The following is a 17,756-nucleotide window of genomic DNA, read 5'->3' on the forward strand; positions in this document are numbered from 1 at the left end:
CCTAACCTTTAGGGGTTGGGTTTTTTCTTGCGCTTCAGTTCAGTGTCTAGATTGATTAGTTCAGTTTTTTATACTGCTTTCTCAATCAATATCAAGACTATACTTGACCCTGAAATTCTTGTCAGTAAGAAAAAGTAATGGGTTAGTATAAAAAAGTTGGTAGGAAAAAGTAGGTTTTCGTTGGTTTGGTGGCTAAAAAATGCTAAATTTGGTGAATATGCACTAAATATCGGCTTAAAACTGCTCTATAATGAATATTAATAATGCTGTAAATTTCACTCAAAGTCTGATTGCAAAACATACTCAAAAACCCCTCAATGATTCACAGATGGCTGTATTGAGGGGTTCTTTAGAGGGTAAAACTTATCCAACTATAGCCGTGGAGAGTAACTTAAGTGATGAGTATGCTAGAGAAATAGGTTCTGAATTATGGGCAGCACTGTCTACAGCATTAGAACGAAAAGTTACAAAAAATAACCTCATAAGTGTCATCAAGCAAAATTTACCTCCTGACCAACAGAAAATATCTAATTCTGAAATCTTAACCAAATGCAACGAAGAAGCGCGCAATTTTGTCGGAAGAAATGCAGCAATTAATGATATTAATGACCGCATTAATGAAGGTATAAAAATCATCGTCATTCAAGCATCAGGTGGCGTGGGCAAGACGACTTTAGCCAAGCAATATTTATATAAAAATTTTGATTTAGTTTTACCGCTAGAAATGGCGAAAGATACAGAAAATATTACTGCTGTTGAAAGTGAAATTGAAACTTGGTTAAAACAATATTTTCACGAAGAACCAGGAAGAGACTTTAAAACTACTCTAACTAGGCTAAAGCAACAATTACAAAATCGCAGAGTTGGCATATTAATTGATAACCTAGAACCTGCATTAGATAAACAAGGTAGGTTGATTGAAAAACATAGTCTGTATGTTGAATTATTACGAGTTTTAGGTGATGAAAAGGTGCAGTCTCTTACCCTCATTACCAGTAGAGAAAGGTTATGTGATGAGCGTATTGATTGTAATATCTATCATTATCCTTTAGCTGTGTTGACTTTGGAAGCATGGGGAGAATTTTTTATATCTCGCAAAATTAAACTTGATATCCCATCATTAGAAGCAATGCACAAAATTTATGGGGGTAATGCCAAAGCTATGGATATCCTCTTTGGGGTGATGAGAGAAGATTATGATAGAGATATGGCTGCTTATTGGCAAGAAAATAGTACCTGTGTAGAAACGGAATTAAAAAATTTAGTTGCAAGTCAGTTTAACCGATTGCAAACTTTAGATATTGACGCTTATAAACTGCTTTGTCGGTTGGGATGTTTTCGTTATCAGGATGTACCTAGAGTTTCTTGTAATGCACTTTTATCTTTACTTTGGGATGTTCCAGAAGATAAGAGAAGAGATGTAATTAAGGCTTTGCGAAATCGGTGTTTAGTGGAATTTGATAAGGGGGAATATTGGTTGCATCCAGTTATTAAGCAACAGGGCATAGAGAGGTTGAAAGCAAGTGGAGAATGGGAGGAGGTAAATCGTAAAGCGGCAAAATTTTGGAACAACGAAGTTATAAATATTATAACGCCTATTGACGCTATTCAAAAGTTTGAGTCTTATTACCATTTTTTAATTATCGAAGACTGGCTTAATGCCAGTAAAGTAATAGTGAAAAAAATCGGTGATACTGAACTTATTCCTAAATTGCGTGGTTTTGGTTACATACGAAAATCCTCTGAAATTTTAGATTTTCTGCGGGATAAACAGAATATTCCAAATCGTATGAAAGCTTCAATATTTACATATCAGGCAGATGCAAATTCTATAGTTGGGAATACAAAAAGAGCTATTTTTGAATATAAAAAATCAATTGAATTTTTGGATTATTCAATATCAAGCAAAGATTATTTAAAGGCAGAATCATATATTGATATTCGTGGAGCTTTAGGTTTACTATACATGAAAATAGGAGAATATGATATAGCAATTTCTATTTTTGAAGAAATTGCTCATGTAGCTAAAAGAACTGGTGAAGGAGGTAAAAAATTTTTAACTTACATACATTCTTGCTTATCTGTTTTATTCTCTTTTAATAAAGAAAGTAATTTCTCTCTGAAACATTTGCAGTCTGCATTGGATTTTAAATCATATTTAGAAAATACGAATAAACACTGGATTAAAGGATACGGATTTTATAACTTAATAAAAGCATTAGTAGCTCATAATCAACTTAAAGAAGCAATTCAATTATGTGAATTCTTGAAAAAATATTCTGAATTAACTTACTTTAGACAGGGTGAAGGTTTTTACCTGTTTAGCTTAGGAGATATTTATAGAAAACATAATAAAAATCAATACTCTCTTGAATTTTACGGAAAATCTATACAAATTTTTGAAGAAATCAGTGCTAAATGTGATTTAGCGGAAGCATACTATCAACTAGGTTTAACATATCAAAAAATGGGTGAAATTGAAAACAGCAACACCAATTTTAATGAAGCTATCCGACTCTATCAAGAAATAGAAGCACCCAAGCAAGTTGAGAAAGTAGAAAAAGCAAAAAGAGAAAATATTGATTCACAAAATGTAGGGGTTTAGCATTGCTAAACCCCTACTGGTATTAGTTAATATCTAATGAAGTGCAAAACGTCACGCAGTACACTATAGCCAGCTAAATCCCAAAATAGATAAGCAAGAAAACCAATCATTGCCAAGCGTCCGTTCCATAATTCGGCTTGGGGATTCCAACCAAAAATAAAACCGTTGCGATCCACACCATTATAGGCTTTAGCAACTGGTGGGATATCAGTAGAAGAGCGAGTTTCCATTTTTCTTCCTTTACATTTATTTACGACTTAACTTCAATGTAGCTTTTGGTTATTCACCTGCTTTCCGTCCCTAGACACAAACTCTCAACACTTCTTGTGGATGAGAAATATACAGGTATAACTCTAGACAAATCCACCTGGGGATGATGAAAAAACGGTAATTGTAAATAAATGTAAACACAAAAATTTTCTATGAGATGAAATGCTGATTAACCGTAAGCCCTAGAGACAAATTTGAGAGTAATTATCTTTGCTTGGTTCTTTCTTTGGAGAGATGTTATCAAGGCATAAAGTTTTGGATTCTGGGAGCTAGACCTTGAGCTTAGTCTGTAGCCAGACGAAAAAATTAACTGCTTAAAGTTACACTTAGTTGTAGGAAATGCAAATCATGCAGGTACTCTACAAATCTTTCTTGATATTGTCCCAAATTCCTGGGTCAGCATCAAATATTACTCCAGCCCAAGCATCGGTGCTGACATCTGGTCCTCGCTTTTTTATTGCTTTAATTTCTGGTGTGATCCTAGCTTTTGCTTTTCAATTAGTTTTAACGAATCTTTCCATTGCGGCGGGTATTTCTTATTTAGGAAGAAGTTCCCATGATGGTAGTAGTGAAAGTGGGGGCATTCGGAATATTGGTACAAAATTGGGAGTTTGGACGGTAGTTACAGTCACTGTTGCGTTATTAATCGCTTGTTTTTTAGCGGTAAAGTTAAGTTTATTGATATTAGACCCTAGATTAGGAGCAATTCTCGGTTTAGTCATTTGGGGGGCATACTTTTTATTATTAATGTGGGTGAGTACAACTACTGTTGGTTCCTTAATTGGTTCGGTAGTGAATACTGCTACCTCTGGCTTTCAAGCAATTGTGGGCACAGCAATGGCAGCTTTGAGTGGTAGGAATGTGAATCAGCAAGTAGTGGCAACAGCGGAAGCTGCTGCGTCAGTTGTGCGTCGAGAATTGAGTAGTGCAGTTGACCCGGTGAGTATTCGGAATAATTTAGAAGATTATATAGAAAAGCTGCGTCCACCAGAGTTAGATATATCAATGATTCGGACGGAGTTTGAAAGGTTATTGAAGGAACCGCAGTTTCAAAATATTGCCAATAGCCCTGATTTACAACAAATTGACCGTCAAAGGTTTGTGGATTTGGTAAGGAGTCGCACAGACCTTTCTCCAAGGGATGTGAATCGAATTGCTGATAGTTTATATCATGTGTGGAGACAGGTGGTCAGTCAACAAGCCCCAAGTACGAACCGCTTGCATGAGTTAATTGATTATTTGCAATCATTACCTCCAGGACGAGGACAAACGGCAGAACTGAATGCCAAAGTTGACCAATTAATGGCAGAAATTCATGCTAACAAAGATACAGCACAAAAGCCTGGGGTGATTCAACAAACTATCTCTGCATTGACTGGGGTGGTTTTAGGTAGGGCTGATTTGCCAGAATGGGATGTAGAAAAGATTTGGCAAGTGCTAACTAATGCCAAAAATCAGGTTACAGAAAAAATTACGGCACAATCTTATAGTCCCATTCGGGCTGATATTGAAAACTATTTACTCAATACCTATGTTTGGCAACTGAGTTCAGATAGAATGGCTCAGGAATTTCGAGATGTGATTTATGACCCTGCTGCTGACCCTGGTGTAGTGCGAAGGGAGTTAGAGCAAATTACCAGACAGGATTTTGTGAATATTCTCCAACAACGGGGAATGTTAACTCAAGCTCAAATTAACCAGGTTGTTGACCGCTTGTTAGGGGTGCGGGATGAGGTGTTAATTACGGTGACTGCGGCTGAGGAAAGGGAAATGGTCCAAGATTTGCAACGCAGGGTGGAAAGTTATCTGTTGGTGACTCCCAAGGCTGATTTGACATCAGAGGGAATTGAGAGGGATTTTAAACCTTTGTTAGCAGACCCAGAGGCTAATTATCAAACTTTGTCGCGCAGACTAACGCAGTTGAATCGGGAACAGATGGGGGAAATACTGCGAGAAAGGAATGATATTCAAGAGTGGGGAATTAACCCCATTGTGACTGAGTTGGAGACCCAGCGCGATCGCTTGTTGGTAGAATCTTTAGGTATAGCCCAGCAAGCCCAGCATCAAGTAGAAAGTCTGTGGTTAAACATCGAGTCATATCTGCGTAACACAGGCAAGGAGGAATTAAACCCTGATGCCATTCGTGCTGATTTACGCAGACTGTTAGATCATCCCCAAGCTGGTGTAGCGGCTATTGGGTTGCGCTTATCTCGCTTTGATAGAGATACTTTGGTGCAGTTGTTGAGTCAACGTCAAGATTTGAGTGAAGCCCAAGTTAATCAAATTATTGATGTGGTGGAGGAATTATGGCGTGGCATCCGTCATACACCACAAATAGTAGCAGCGAAGGGCAAAGAACAACTAGATTCTGTTACCTCTGCCATTGCTGATTATTTGAGGAACACTGGTCAGGAAGAGTTGAATCCTGAAGGTATTCAGCGCGACTTAAATCGATTGTTTGCAAATCCGAGAGAGGGAGTAATTGCCCTACGTCGTCGTTTGTCACAAATTGACAGAGAAACTTTGGTACAGTTACTTAGTCAACGACAAGATTTGAGTGAAGCCCAAGTTAATCAAATTATTGATGCGGTGCAGACTTCAATTTTTAATATTATTCGGGCACCAAGGCGGTTAGCAACCCGTACACAGCAACGGGTACAAAATTTCCAAACCTATTTAGAAGAATATTTACGGCTGACGGGTAAGGAAGAGTTAAACCCAGAGGCAATTAAACGAGATGTACAGTTATTATTGCATGATCCGCGGGTGGGGATGGAAAGTTTGAGCGATCGCCTTTCTCACTTCGACCGGGACACAATTATTGCTTTGTTGAAAATCCGGGAAGACATGACAGATGAGGAAGCAGCCAGAATTGCCGATAATATCGTTATCGCCCGTGACCAATTTGTCGCCCAGGTGCGGGGAATTCAAAGGCGTATTCAAGACGTGATTGAGGGAATTTTCACCAGAGTTCGTAATTATCTCAACTCCTTGGAAAGACCAGAATTAGATTACGACGGGATTAAACATGATATTCGCCAATTATTCTCTGACCCCCAAGCAGGATTTGAGGCTTTACGCGATCGCCTTTCTACCTTTAATCGTGATACCCTAGTGGCAATTTTAAGTTCCCGTGAAGACATTTCCGAGGCAGATGCCAACCGCATCATTGACCAAGTAGAACGGGCTAGAAATACCGTCCTCCAACGGGCAGAAAATCTGCAACATGAAGCCCAACGTCGGCTAGAACTAGTCAAGCATCAAGCCCAACGCCAAGCAGAAGAAACCAGGAAAGCTGCGGAAAACGCGGCCTGGTGGTTGTTTGCTACTGCTTTGGTTTCCGCCTTGTTTGCGGCCATTGGTGGTGCGATCGCTGTAGTGTTGGTTTAGTTGAGGTAGGATAGGTATAGCAGGTGACAGAAAGAGAGGGGGAGTAGAGGAGGGGAAGGAAAAAGAAGATTTCCTCCTTGTCCTCAGTTTCCCCCACGCGCGACTGCTGATGGTCTTTATTCCTCTTCATTTCCACCTTTTCCCTACCTTCCTATCTTCCCTACCTCTTTCCACACAAATAACTTGCGGAATTACACATACTTCATATAGTTTCTATAAAACTTTCATTGCTGTACTGTCAATATTACGGTTATCTGGTTAAGATGAAATGAAATATTGAACATGAATAGCTTCAGCATCAGGGTAACCAAATGTATAACAATAAAAATAAAACGATTTCAACACATACATATAATCAAACGGTAGGAGATGTGAGAGGATATAGGCGTTTAGTTACAAATATCACTGGGTATTTATTCATATACAAAAATTTTGTCACCAACAGATTAAGAATAGAGGACTGTTATTAACCCGTTTAATCTCTATCCTGATCAGCAAAAACTCAACTTGGTGAGTGATATTTATTTTCAATAACATCAGTCTGTTAATCTAGGAAACTCAAAAAACCAGCAATTATGTTGCTTTATGATTGATACTTCTATATCTGCGCCTACCATACCCGGTTATAGAATTACTGAATTAATTAAAGTTAGTACCAAAACTAGCATTTATCGTGGTATTCAAGAAGATACAGAAAATCCAGTTATTATTAAAATTATCAACGCCGAATACCCCCATTTTAGTGACTTAATTGGGTTAAAAAATCAATTGTCACTCACACAAAATATTTCCCATCCTAATATTATTAAAACCTATAAGCTGGAACAATACCGCAAAGGTTACGCCCTGATTCTCGAAGATTTTGGCGGTATTACTCTCAATCAATATGCCAATTCCCAACCTTTGAGTTTAGATGATTTTTTTTACATAGCTATTGAAATTACCTATGCCTTAGAATGTTTATATAAAAATAGAATTATTCACAAAGATATTAAACCTAAAAATATTCTCATTAATCCCAAAAATAAACAAATTAAAATCATAGATTTTAGCATTTCCTCTGTCTTGCCCAAAGAAATAGCCGAAATTAAGCCTGTCAATGTATTAGCTGGCACCTTGGCATATATGGCCCCTGAACAGACAGGAAGAATGAATCGCGGCATTGACTATCGGACTGATTATTATTCTTTGGGAGTTACCTTTTATGAATTGCTCACCGGTCATTTACCTTTTGACAATAGAAATCCTCTTGAACTCATCTATTGCCACCTAGCGAAAAAACCCAAAAACCCAAGAGAATATCATCCTGAGATACCACCACCAGTAGCAGAGATAATTCTCAAACTAATGTCCAAGACTGCTGAAGAACGATATCAAACAGCAAGAGGCATCCGTCATGATTTAGAACTGTGCCAGGAGATGTGGCTACATCAAGGAGAGATACGTCAATTTAAGTTAGCACAGAAAGACCGGAGCGATCGCTTTTTAATTCCCGAAAAACTTTATGGTAGAGAAGCAGAAGTCACAGCTTTATTATCTGCCTTTGATAACGTCAGTCAGGGACACAAAGAATTAATGTTAGTAGCTGGATTTTCCGGCATTGGTAAAACCGCAGTTGTTCAAGAAGTTCATAAACCAATTGCTCGTCAAAACGGTTATTTTATTGCTGGTAAATATGACCAATTTCAACGTAATATCCCTTTTTCTGCCCTATTACAAGCATTTCGCGGATTAATCAAACAACTACTGACAGAAAGCACATTTCAATTATTAGATTGGAAAAACAAAATTCTTTCAGCTTTAGGCAATCAAGGACAAGTCATCATCGATGTAATTCCTGAATTGGAAAAAATCATCGATAAACAACCCCCTGTCCCAGAACTCGCAGGTAATGCTGCCCAAAATCGCTTCAATTTACTTTTTAACCAATTTATTCAAATCTTCGCAACCGCAGAACATCCATTAGTGATTTTTTTAGATGACTTGCAATGGGTAGATACAGCCTCATTAAAATTAATTCAATTATTAATGAGCGAAGCAGAGACGAAATATCTGTTACTAATTGGAGCATATCGAGATAACGAAGTTGATACTGGACATCCTTTGATGATGGCACTAAATCAACTGCATCAGCTACCAACAGTCATTAATCAAATTTCCCTCCCACCATTAGCAGCAAATCATCTCCAACACCTTTTATCGGACACCCTTGCTTGTCAACCATCTCAAATCACAGAGTTAACAGAACTTGTTTTACAAACAACCCAAGGTAATCCATTTTTTACCACCCAATTACTTAAATCACTGCATGAGGAAGGATTGATTACCTATGATTTTTATCTTGGTCACTGGCAATGCAATATAGAAGAAACTAAGGCTTTATATCAAAATGATGATGTTGTCCAGTTTTTGACCACACAATTAAATAAATTACCCCAATCTACCCAAAATATTTTAAAAATAGCGGCTTGTCTTGGCAATGAGTTTGATGCTCATACCTTAGCTATTGTCTGTGAAACTTCCCCAATTAACACAGCATCTGACCTATGGCCAGCTTTACAAGAAGGGTTAATTATTCCTCAAAACGATAATTATAAACTATTTACTGATGCCAATATTCAATTAGCTGACATCGGCAACATTCCTGTTGATCTGAAGACAGAACTAGAAATTGATGTCTGTGAAGAATTAAATGTTAGATATAAGTTTTTGCACGACCGAGTGCAGCAAGCAGCCTATTCTTTAATTCCCGAATTAGAAAAAAAACATACCCATTTAAAAATAGGTCAACTTCTTTTCAGTCACACCCAATCTAGTGAATTAACCGAAAACATTTTTGAAATAGTTAATCAACTCAATATGGGCGTTGATTTGATTACTAATCAAAATGAAAAAAATCAACTATCTAAACTCAACCTAATCGCGGGACGTAAAGCTAAATCAGCCACAGCTTATGAAGCTGCTGTTAGATATTTTCAGGTGGGATTAAAGCTTTTATCTGGAGATAGTTGGCAAAAACAATATGAGCTAACCTTAGATTTATATGTAGAAGCAGTAGAAGCCGAATATTTAAACATTAACTTTGAACAAGCAGCAATTTATATAGATACCGTCAAAGTAAATGCCAAAAGTCTCCTGGATAGTATCAAGGTTTATGAATTGAAAATGCAAATGTACATGGCACAATTGCAAATGCAATTAGCTATTGATACAGGACTACAACTCCTAGCTATTTTAGGAATTGACTTAGAAACCGGACTACCAGCCAATTTAAATAATTTAAATATTGAAGATTTAATTAACTTACCCACCCTGAAAGAAGCAGACAAACTAGCTGCAATGCGGATGTTAATTCGCATGAGTGCCGCAGCATATTTTGTCAACCCTGGTTTGGTATTACCAATTATCTATACGATGATTCATATATCTGTGAAATATGGTAATTCCTCAGCTTCTGCTTATGCTTATGTAGTTTATGGTTTGTTACTCTGTGGTGCTTTATCAGATATAAATGGAGGATATCGTTATGGTCAGTTAGCTTTGAATTTATTAGAAAAATTTGATGCTAGAGATATAAAATTCAAAGTTCTCTTTTTCTGGTACTCCACCATTAGATGTTGGAAAAAACATATAAGAGAATCTATTTTGCCTTTACAAGAAAATGTGCGGAGTGGTCTAGAAGTTGGTGATTTAGAATATGTTGGTTACTGTTCTACCAATCATTACTTCAATTTACTGTTTGCAGGAGAAAACCTGAATCAAGTATTTCAACTACTTGAGCAATACACAGCTTTGATGGAACAGTTAAAACAACAGTGGAGCGTCGATAATCAAAAAATGTGGAAGCAACTAGTATTGAATTTACTAGAACCTACACCAGAAAATGGGAAATTACAAGGTGTCTTTGTTAATCATGAGTTATTAACAAATTTTATCGAGACAAATAACTATAATTCTTTATTTAATTTTTATCTAGCACAATTAATATTATTTTATTTATTTAATCAACCCAAAGCTGCCGTTAATAGTGCTAAATTAGGAAAACCCTATACAGCATCAGTCACTGGTCAAATTTTGGTCAGTCAGCATAATTTCTACTACTCTTTATCTCTGTTAGCTGAATATCCCCAACTCTCACCCCAAGAACAAGAAGCACAAATACAGGAAATTTTAGCTAATCAAGCAGAGATGAAAATGTGGGCAGAACATGCTCCCATGAATTATCAACACAAATATGATTTAATCGCAGCAGAATTAGCCAAATTGTCAGGTGATTCTTGGCAAGCAGTCGAGTTGTATGAGCAAGCCATAGCAGGAGCAAGAGCAAATAAATATCTCCAGGAAGAAGCCATTGCCAACGAACTCGCAGCTTTATTTTTCTTGGCATCTGGGAAAATGAAAATTGCTCAAACTTACTTAATTGATGCTTACTATTGCTATTTAAATTGGGGTGCCAAAGCTAAAGTAGAACTGTTAGAAACATCTTATCCCCAACTACTTGCTCCCATCTTTACTCAGAAGCAATTAAATTGGCACAATCCTCATGCTTCGACAGTAATTAGTAATGGTACAAGCGACTCCAGTCATGTGTTCAATATGTTAGATGTGGAAACGGTCACCAAGGCTGCTTTGGCCATTTCCTCAGAAATTCATCTCGACAAATTAATCCAGACTTTAATGCAAGTGATATTAGAAAATGTGGGAGCGCAAAAAGCTGGATTGATTTTGTCACAAGGGGGAGAGTTAATCTTAGTAGCTCACTGTATTCACGAGCAGGTATGTACTCTACAAAGAACTGCTCTACAAACTAGCCAAGAAGTCCCCGTCAGCATTATTAACTATGTTGCCCATACTCAAGAGCATGTATTTATTAATGATGCGAGAATTGACCAGAATTTCGGCATTGACCCTTATATTCAACAGGAAAAACCTAAATCTATCCTCTGCAATCCTATTATCAAGCAGGGGAAACTAATTGGCATTGTTTACTTAGAAAATAACCTGACTGTTGGTGCTTTTACTCCAGAACGGTTGCAAGTTTTAAAAATGTTAGCTGCCCAAGCAGCTATTTCCTTAGAAAATGCCCAACTATATGCAAATCTAGAGGAAAAGGTTGAGCAAAGAACTCAAGAATTAAATGAAAAAAATCTGCGCTTAAAACAAGCCTTTGGAGAATTAAAACGCACACAAACCCAACTTATTCAAACAGAAAAAATGTCTAGTTTAGGGCAAATGGTGGCGGGTATTGCTCATGAAATAAATAATCCCGTTAATTTTATTTATGGTAATATTGACCCTGCTCATCACTATATTAACTCCCTGTTGGATTTACTCGCATTGTATGAGCAAGAATATCCTCATCCTAGTGCGAAAATTCAGGCAATGAAAGAGGATATTGACCTAGAGTTTTTAATTGTAGATTTGCAGAAAATTCTTACTTCTATGCGGTCGGGTGCAGACCGCATCTGTAATATTGTCGTAAGTTTACGTAACTTCTCCCGTCTTGATGAAGCACAAATGAAATCGGTGGATATTCATCAAGGTATTGACAGTACACTGTTGATTCTACAGCATCGCTTACAACCGCGAATTGATCTACCAGGGATTGAGATTATTAAAGAATATAGTGAATTACCTTTAGTTGAATGTTATGCCGGACAATTAAATCAGGCTTTAATGAATATTATCAGCAATGCCATTGATGCCTTAATCCAACGAGATGAGGAACGCTCACCAGCAGAAATTCAGGCACAACCTAGTCAGATTAGAATTCGGACGCAGGTAAAAAATCAACAATTCGTTAGGATTATGATTAAAGATAATGGGCCAGGGGTGAAGGAGGAAGAACGAGCCAGATTATTTGATCCATTTTTTACGACTAAACCCATTGGACAGGGAACAGGTTTGGGTTTAGCTATTAGCTATCAAATTGTCGTGGAACAACATGGAGGCAACATTGAATGTATTTCTAGTCCAGGGAAGGGAGCAGAATTTGTGATTGATATTCCTTGGCGACAGAGAACTTAATCAAATAAGCATTAGCATTATTTAATCATACTAGTAAATAGGTCAGCACCTTGCAGGATTAAGATGACATTTCCAGAACAAGCCCCAACTTGTACAAATTATCAATCTCCTTTGATTACGACTCCACAGAAAGAATTTACCAATTTTCTGTGGCAGATTCTCAACGGAATGACTGACCCAGTTTTTGTGAAAGATAGAAATCACAATTGGGTATTTTTAAATGATGCTTTGTGTAGTTGGATTGGCTACTCTAGAGAGGAAATGATTGGTAAGTCTGACTATGATTTCTTTCCCATAGCACAAGCTGAAGTGTTTTGGCGGCAAGATGAACTGGTGTTTAGCACTGGTGTTACCCATGAAAATGAAGAGATTTTGACTAATTCTCAGGGCGAAACCTATTTAATATCTACTAAAAAAAATCTATTTTATGATGATAATAACCAGGCTTTTTTAGTTGGTTTAGTGCGAATAATTTCCCGTCGCGGCAAAATCGAACAAGATTTACGTGATTCCAAAAATTTATTGCAGTTAGTAATTGATAACGTTCCCCAAGCGATTTTTTGGAAAGATTGTAACTCGTTATATCTAGGTTGTAATCAGAATTTTGCTCAGATTGTGGGTGTCAATTCACCAATAGATGTGGTTGGTAAAACTGATGCAGAATTACCTTGGCCTAGTGGAGATGTTCATTGGTGGCAGAATTTTGAATGTCCAGTGATGGATATGGCTGTTACCCCAGAATACGGAATTTTAATTAAAGTGCGATTGGCAGACGGCAGAGAACATTGGCTAGAAACAAATAAAATTCCACTGCGTGATACCAATGGCAAAATTATCGGCATTGTTGGCACCTTGCAAGATATTACAGAACAAAAGCAAGCTGAGGCAAGATTACACAGACTGAATGAAGAACTAGAAGAGCGAGTAGAAGCGCGAACAGCCTTACTCAATCAAACAGTGAAGCAATTAGAGCAAGAAATTAGCGATCGCCAACAGGCAGAAACTGCTATTCTCAACAGTGAAAATCGTCTACGTCAACATAGCACCGCATTACAGCAGTTAGTTCAAAGTAAAAGCTTACAGTATGAGCCATTTGCCAAAGCCATTCAATATGTGACAGAAGTAGCTTGCACTGGATTGGATGTGGCAAGGGTGAGTGTGTGGTTATACACAGAGGATAGAACTCGAATTCATTGCGTTGACTTATATGAGCGCTCTAGCGGTAGCCATAGTGGAGGATTGAAATTATCAGTTTGTGATTATCCAGCTTATTTCCAAGCTTTAAACGACCAACAAATTATTGCGGTGACAGATGTCCATGATGACCCCAGAACCGCAGAATTTACCGCTAATTACACAGGTCCCTTGGGCATTGCCTCGATGCTGGACACTAGAATTTGGTCAAGGGGTCAAATTATCGGTGTACTTTGCTGTGAACATATCGGTCGTCCCCGGCAATGGACATTAGATGAAGAAAGCTTTATTGCCTCAATTACTGATTTTGTCAGGCTATTAATAGAGTCAGGCGATCGCAAAAAAGCAGAAATTGCCCTGACAGAAAGTGAAGCAAGATTCCGCCTAGTAGTCGAACAAACAGGACAGCTAATCTATGACTATGACATCCTTTCTGGTCGAATTCAATGGGCAGGAGCAATTACCGAAATTACAGGCTATGCTCCCCAAGAATGGCAAATCATAGATGTAGCACAATGGACTGACCGAATTCATCCAGAAGACCGACCAGCAGCGATCGCTTTACTCACAGAAAAAATGCAAACTGGTGAACCCTATTGCTGTGAATATCGGTTTCGCAAACAAAACGGTTCTTACATTGACGTAGAGGATCGAGGTAAATTCCTCGTCAATGAAGCCAATCAAGCTTGCCGGATGCTGGGCACAATGAACAATGTGAGCGATCGCAAAGCTACCCTAGAAGCACTTCGAGACAGCGAAGAAAGATTCCGTAGCTTAGTAGAAACCGTCAATGATTGGATTTGGGAAATAGATGAAAATGGCGTTTACACTTACGTCAGTCCTCAAGTACAAGGATTTTTAGGGTACACACCTACAGAAGTCTTAGGCAAGACATTTTTTGACTTCATGCCTCCCTTAGAAGTGGAACGACTAACCTCAATTTTTCAACAATGTGTACAGCATAAATCACCCATAATTGACTTAGAAAAAAGCAATATCCATCAGTTCGGGTCAATCGTTATATTTGAAACTAATGGCGTACCAATAGTTGATAAATCAGGAAAATTGCGTGGTTATCGCGGCATTGACAGAGATGTGACCGAACGCAAACGAGCAGAAGAAATCCTGCGCCAATCAGAGGCACAACTGCGCCTCCAAGCCCAACAATTAGAGCAAGCATTGAAAGAATTACAACTCACCCAATCACAGATGATTCAAAGTGAAAAAATGTCCTCTTTGGGTCAATTAGTAGCCGGTGTAGCCCACGAAATTAATAACCCTGTTAACTTCATTTACGGTAATATTGCTCCTGCTGATAACTATATTAAAGATTTACTCAATTTAATTAATTTATACAAAATAAATTATCCATCTCCTGCCCCAGCAATTCAAGAAGAAATCGAAACAATTGATTTAGATTTCATCATGCAGGACTTACCCCGCTTATTCTCTTCCATGAAAATAGGCGCAGATAGAATTAGACAAATAGTTTTATCCTTAAGAACATTTTCTCGCCTCGATGAAGCAGAATATAAACCTATTGATATTCATGAAGGGATAGATAGCACCTTATTAATTTTAGAAAATCGCCTCAAAGCTAAATCTGAAAGACCAGCTATTAAAATTATCAAAGAATATGGAAAATTACCCTTAGTAGAATGCTATGGTGGACAACTCAACCAAGTATTTATGAATATTATTACTAATGCCATTGATGCCTTAGAAGAAAGAGACGAAAAACGTACTTGGGAGGAAATGAATCAAAATCCCAGCCAAATTACCATTCGCACCGAACCGACTAATAATAATCAGATCATCATCAAAATTGCTGACAACGGCCCTGGCATCGCAGATAAAGTTAAAGAACGCATCTTTGACCCTTTCTTTACCACCAAACCCATTGGTAAAGGCACAGGTTTAGGAATGTCTATCAGCTATCAAATTGTCACAGAAAATCACGGTGGCATCATCGAATGTAATTCCGCACCCAATCAAGGCGTAGAATTTACCATTACCCTACCTTTAAAACAAGGGTGAATCCTGCCTATTTGCCATGGTCACAACTGCATTTATTCTCTACCTCTGGCACGGGATCATAACCCCCTGGATGAAAAGGGTGACAGCGTAAAATCCGCTTAATTGCCATCCAACTACCACGAATAGCACCGAAACGAGCGATCGCTTCTATCGCATACATAGAGCAAGTTGGTTGAAACCGACAAGTTGGGGGATATAGAGGCGAAATAAACAGACGATAGCCTTTTATTAGCCAAATTAATAGAGTTTTCATGGTTTATTAGAGTATTTTACTATAACTTTATTACACTCAAGAATAAATATAGCGTTCCGATTTGATTTATGAATTGCTTTATTTTGTTGAGTTAGGACGTATGCAAAATTATCCCTGTTCTGTCACTCTCCGAAAACATTTGCCATTTCTGAATTCTAGAGTCTTTAGACCTCTTGCAAAAGTTAGTTAAATAGATTCAGTTTGAGAGAGACGAAGCTCATAGTTGTACAAACCAGCTATAAGATTAAATCGGTTCTTTCGGATATTTTATGGAGGAAGTAAAAAGTAATGAAAATTAATGGAAGAAATTTATCGAGATTGAAGCCTAAACGAGAATAGATACAATACTTTACAGCTTTGAAGGTATGTTTAATTAACGAAAGTGAGATAATTATATATTCAAGAACAGGCATTAGCGGCGATAGTTATGAAATTTCCCGTAGAGCAAATCCTCAACCTACTAGAGATAAAAGTGTTAGATTGTCAAGAAGTAGAAGGAGCGGGAATAATCATCACAATCGAAAAAGCCGTCAACCATTGTACCTGTCCAAATTGTGGCAATATTACAGAGAGTATACACCAAGACCATTGGCGAATGATTCATGATTTACCGTGGAGCGAAAAACCAGTTCTGTTAAAAATCAATCGTCGTCAATTTAAATGCCATAAGTGCAAAAAAGTGTTTAGTGAGAAACTAGAATTTGTCGAGAAAAACAAAGGATATACAAAAAGATTAGCCGCTAACATAGTAGAGCAAGCATTGAATAGCAACATTCAGAGCGTTGCGAAAAGAACCGACCTCAGTGATGAGGAAGTCGAATCCATGTTAAAAAGGCAAGTAGCGCAAATACAGAAGATAAATTTAAGAGGAGTAAAAAGGTTAGGGATAGATGAAATAGCCTTAGTAAAAGGGCAAGGAAATTATCTAGCAGTAATAGTAGATTTAGATACCCGTAAACCAATTGAAATAGTGAAAACAAGAAGGATAGAGGAAATCCGCGAAGTCCTGAAAGGATGGGGAGTGGAGGTACTCTCTCAAATCCAAGAAGTGAGTATAGACCTGTGGTCTCCTTATAAAAGTTTAGTCGAATAATTAATGCCCAATGCAAATATAACCGCTGATAGGTTTCATGTAATGAAACAGGTAAATGATGAATTAGATAAAATGCGTAAAGCTGAGAAAAAAGCGGCAATGTCTTTAGAAGATAAATCAAAAAAAGAACGAATATTAGCCGGATTAAATAAAAGCAAATATAGCTTGATTAAAAACGAAGACTCGTTAAATGAAGAGCAACAATCAAGATTGAAAGCTGTCCAGGAAGTATCACCCACACTCGCCAAGATGCACTCGTTGAAAGAAAAATTCAGACAAATCTTTGAATCAAACATGTCTTGGGGAGATAGCATTATTCAATTATTGGATTGGATGTACGATGGGATGTTATTTTTTCCCAAAACAATCGGGACTATCGTTAGGTGGTTTGGCGAAATAGTTGGTTATTTTGATAGTAGAACTACCAGTGGGACTGTGGAAGGCATTAATAATAAACTTAAGCTGATTAAACGACTTGGATATGGTTTTCGTAACTTCAACAATTTTCGTCTACGCAGTTTATTAAACTGGCACTTTAGTATTAATTCTCCATAAAATAGGCGCAAGAACCGAAAGTTTTTTCTTCCCAGGTAGCGAGAACTCTCTTGAATTGATGAGAATATCTTCAATTTTCCTGATAGTACGATATGCTGTTGACTCGTTTACTCCCCAAGATTGACCAATATGAAAATAGGTGCGATACTCTCGCCAATATTCCAATGCTATTAACAACTGGTCTTCTATGCTCAGTTTCCCCGGTCGCCCTGCTTTCCGCTTTATCCCTGTTCTGTCAAAGTGGGGAATGAAGGAAGAAGAAAAAATAGGATTATCCAGAGGGTACGTACACATGAAATTGATTCATCAAAGCCACAAGTTTTGACAAGTAT

The 17,756-nt window shown here is 37.7% G+C and carries 6 protein-coding genes and 2 pseudogenes; 5 read left to right on the top strand and 3 right to left on the bottom strand.

From position 1 onward, the window contains the following. The first annotated feature begins 250 nt into the window (after positions 1-250). Positions 251-2,605, top strand: a complete 2,355-nt coding sequence (locus H6G73_RS22360) for a tetratricopeptide repeat protein (protein WP_190608463.1) — start codon at positions 251-253, stop codon at positions 2,603-2,605. 26 nt (positions 2,606-2,631) lie between these two features. On the opposite strand, the gene H6G73_RS22365 is transcribed toward H6G73_RS22360, so the two are convergent. After that, entirely contained in the window at positions 2,632-2,835 is a 204-nt protein-coding gene (locus tag H6G73_RS22365) for a chlorophyll a/b-binding protein (RefSeq protein ID WP_190608464.1), read from the bottom strand. A gap of 388 nt (positions 2,836-3,223) precedes the next feature. Between H6G73_RS22365 and H6G73_RS22370 the strand changes: the two genes are divergently transcribed. The 3 genes from H6G73_RS22370 (at position 3,224) to H6G73_RS22380 (ending at position 15,523) form a co-directional block, all read left to right on the top strand. Then, positions 3,224-6,265, top strand: a complete 3,042-nt coding sequence (locus H6G73_RS22370; RefSeq protein ID WP_190608466.1) for an MFS transporter — start codon at positions 3,224-3,226, stop codon at positions 6,263-6,265. 585 nt (positions 6,266-6,850) lie between these two features. Further along, positions 6,851-12,292, top strand: coding sequence for an ATP-binding sensor histidine kinase (locus tag H6G73_RS22375; RefSeq protein ID WP_190608467.1), 5,442 nt, complete (start codon positions 6,851-6,853; stop codon positions 12,290-12,292). A gap of 63 nt (positions 12,293-12,355) precedes the next feature. Further along, a complete protein-coding gene (locus H6G73_RS22380; RefSeq protein ID WP_190608469.1) occupies positions 12,356-15,523 on the top strand; it encodes a PAS domain S-box protein in 3,168 nt (1,055 codons plus the stop codon). A gap of 7 nt (positions 15,524-15,530) precedes the next feature. Here H6G73_RS22380 and yidD read toward each other — a convergent pair whose 3' ends face one another. After that, positions 15,531-15,776: a membrane protein insertion efficiency factor YidD gene (yidD, locus tag H6G73_RS22385; protein WP_190608470.1), complete on the bottom strand. Its 246-nt coding sequence runs from the start codon at positions 15,774-15,776 to the stop codon at positions 15,531-15,533. Between the two features lie 427 nt (positions 15,777-16,203). Here yidD and H6G73_RS22390 point away from each other — a divergent pair. Then, positions 16,204-17,424: pseudogene (locus H6G73_RS22390) on the top strand (ISL3 family transposase). A gap of 18 nt (positions 17,425-17,442) precedes the next feature. Here the strand turns inward: H6G73_RS22390 and H6G73_RS24235 are convergent. Continuing rightward, positions 17,443-17,646: pseudogene (locus H6G73_RS24235) on the bottom strand (helix-turn-helix domain-containing protein); the annotation flags it as partial. Positions 17,647-17,756: the final 110 nt, after the last annotated feature.

The sequence above is a fragment of the Richelia sinica FACHB-800 genome (genome assembly GCF_014698825.1).
Taxonomy (GTDB): Bacteria; Cyanobacteriota; Cyanobacteriia; order Cyanobacteriales; family Nostocaceae; genus FACHB-800.

Bases quoted from the DNA above. Each gene is read 5' to 3' on its own strand.
- yidD (WP_190608470.1), bottom strand. From the start codon at position 15,776: ATGAAAACTCTATTAATTTGGCTAATAAAAGGCTATCGTCTGTTTATT.
- H6G73_RS22370 (WP_190608466.1), top strand. From the start codon at position 3,224: ATGCAGGTACTCTACAAATCTTTCTTGATATTGTCCCAAATTCCTGGG.
- H6G73_RS22380 (WP_190608469.1), top strand. From the start codon at position 12,356: ATGACATTTCCAGAACAAGCCCCAACTTGTACAAATTATCAATCTCCT.
- H6G73_RS22375 (WP_190608467.1), top strand. From the start codon at position 6,851: ATGATTGATACTTCTATATCTGCGCCTACCATACCCGGTTATAGAATT.
- H6G73_RS22360 (WP_190608463.1), top strand. From the start codon at position 251: ATGAATATTAATAATGCTGTAAATTTCACTCAAAGTCTGATTGCAAAA.
- H6G73_RS22365 (WP_190608464.1), bottom strand. From the start codon at position 2,835: ATGGAAACTCGCTCTTCTACTGATATCCCACCAGTTGCTAAAGCCTAT.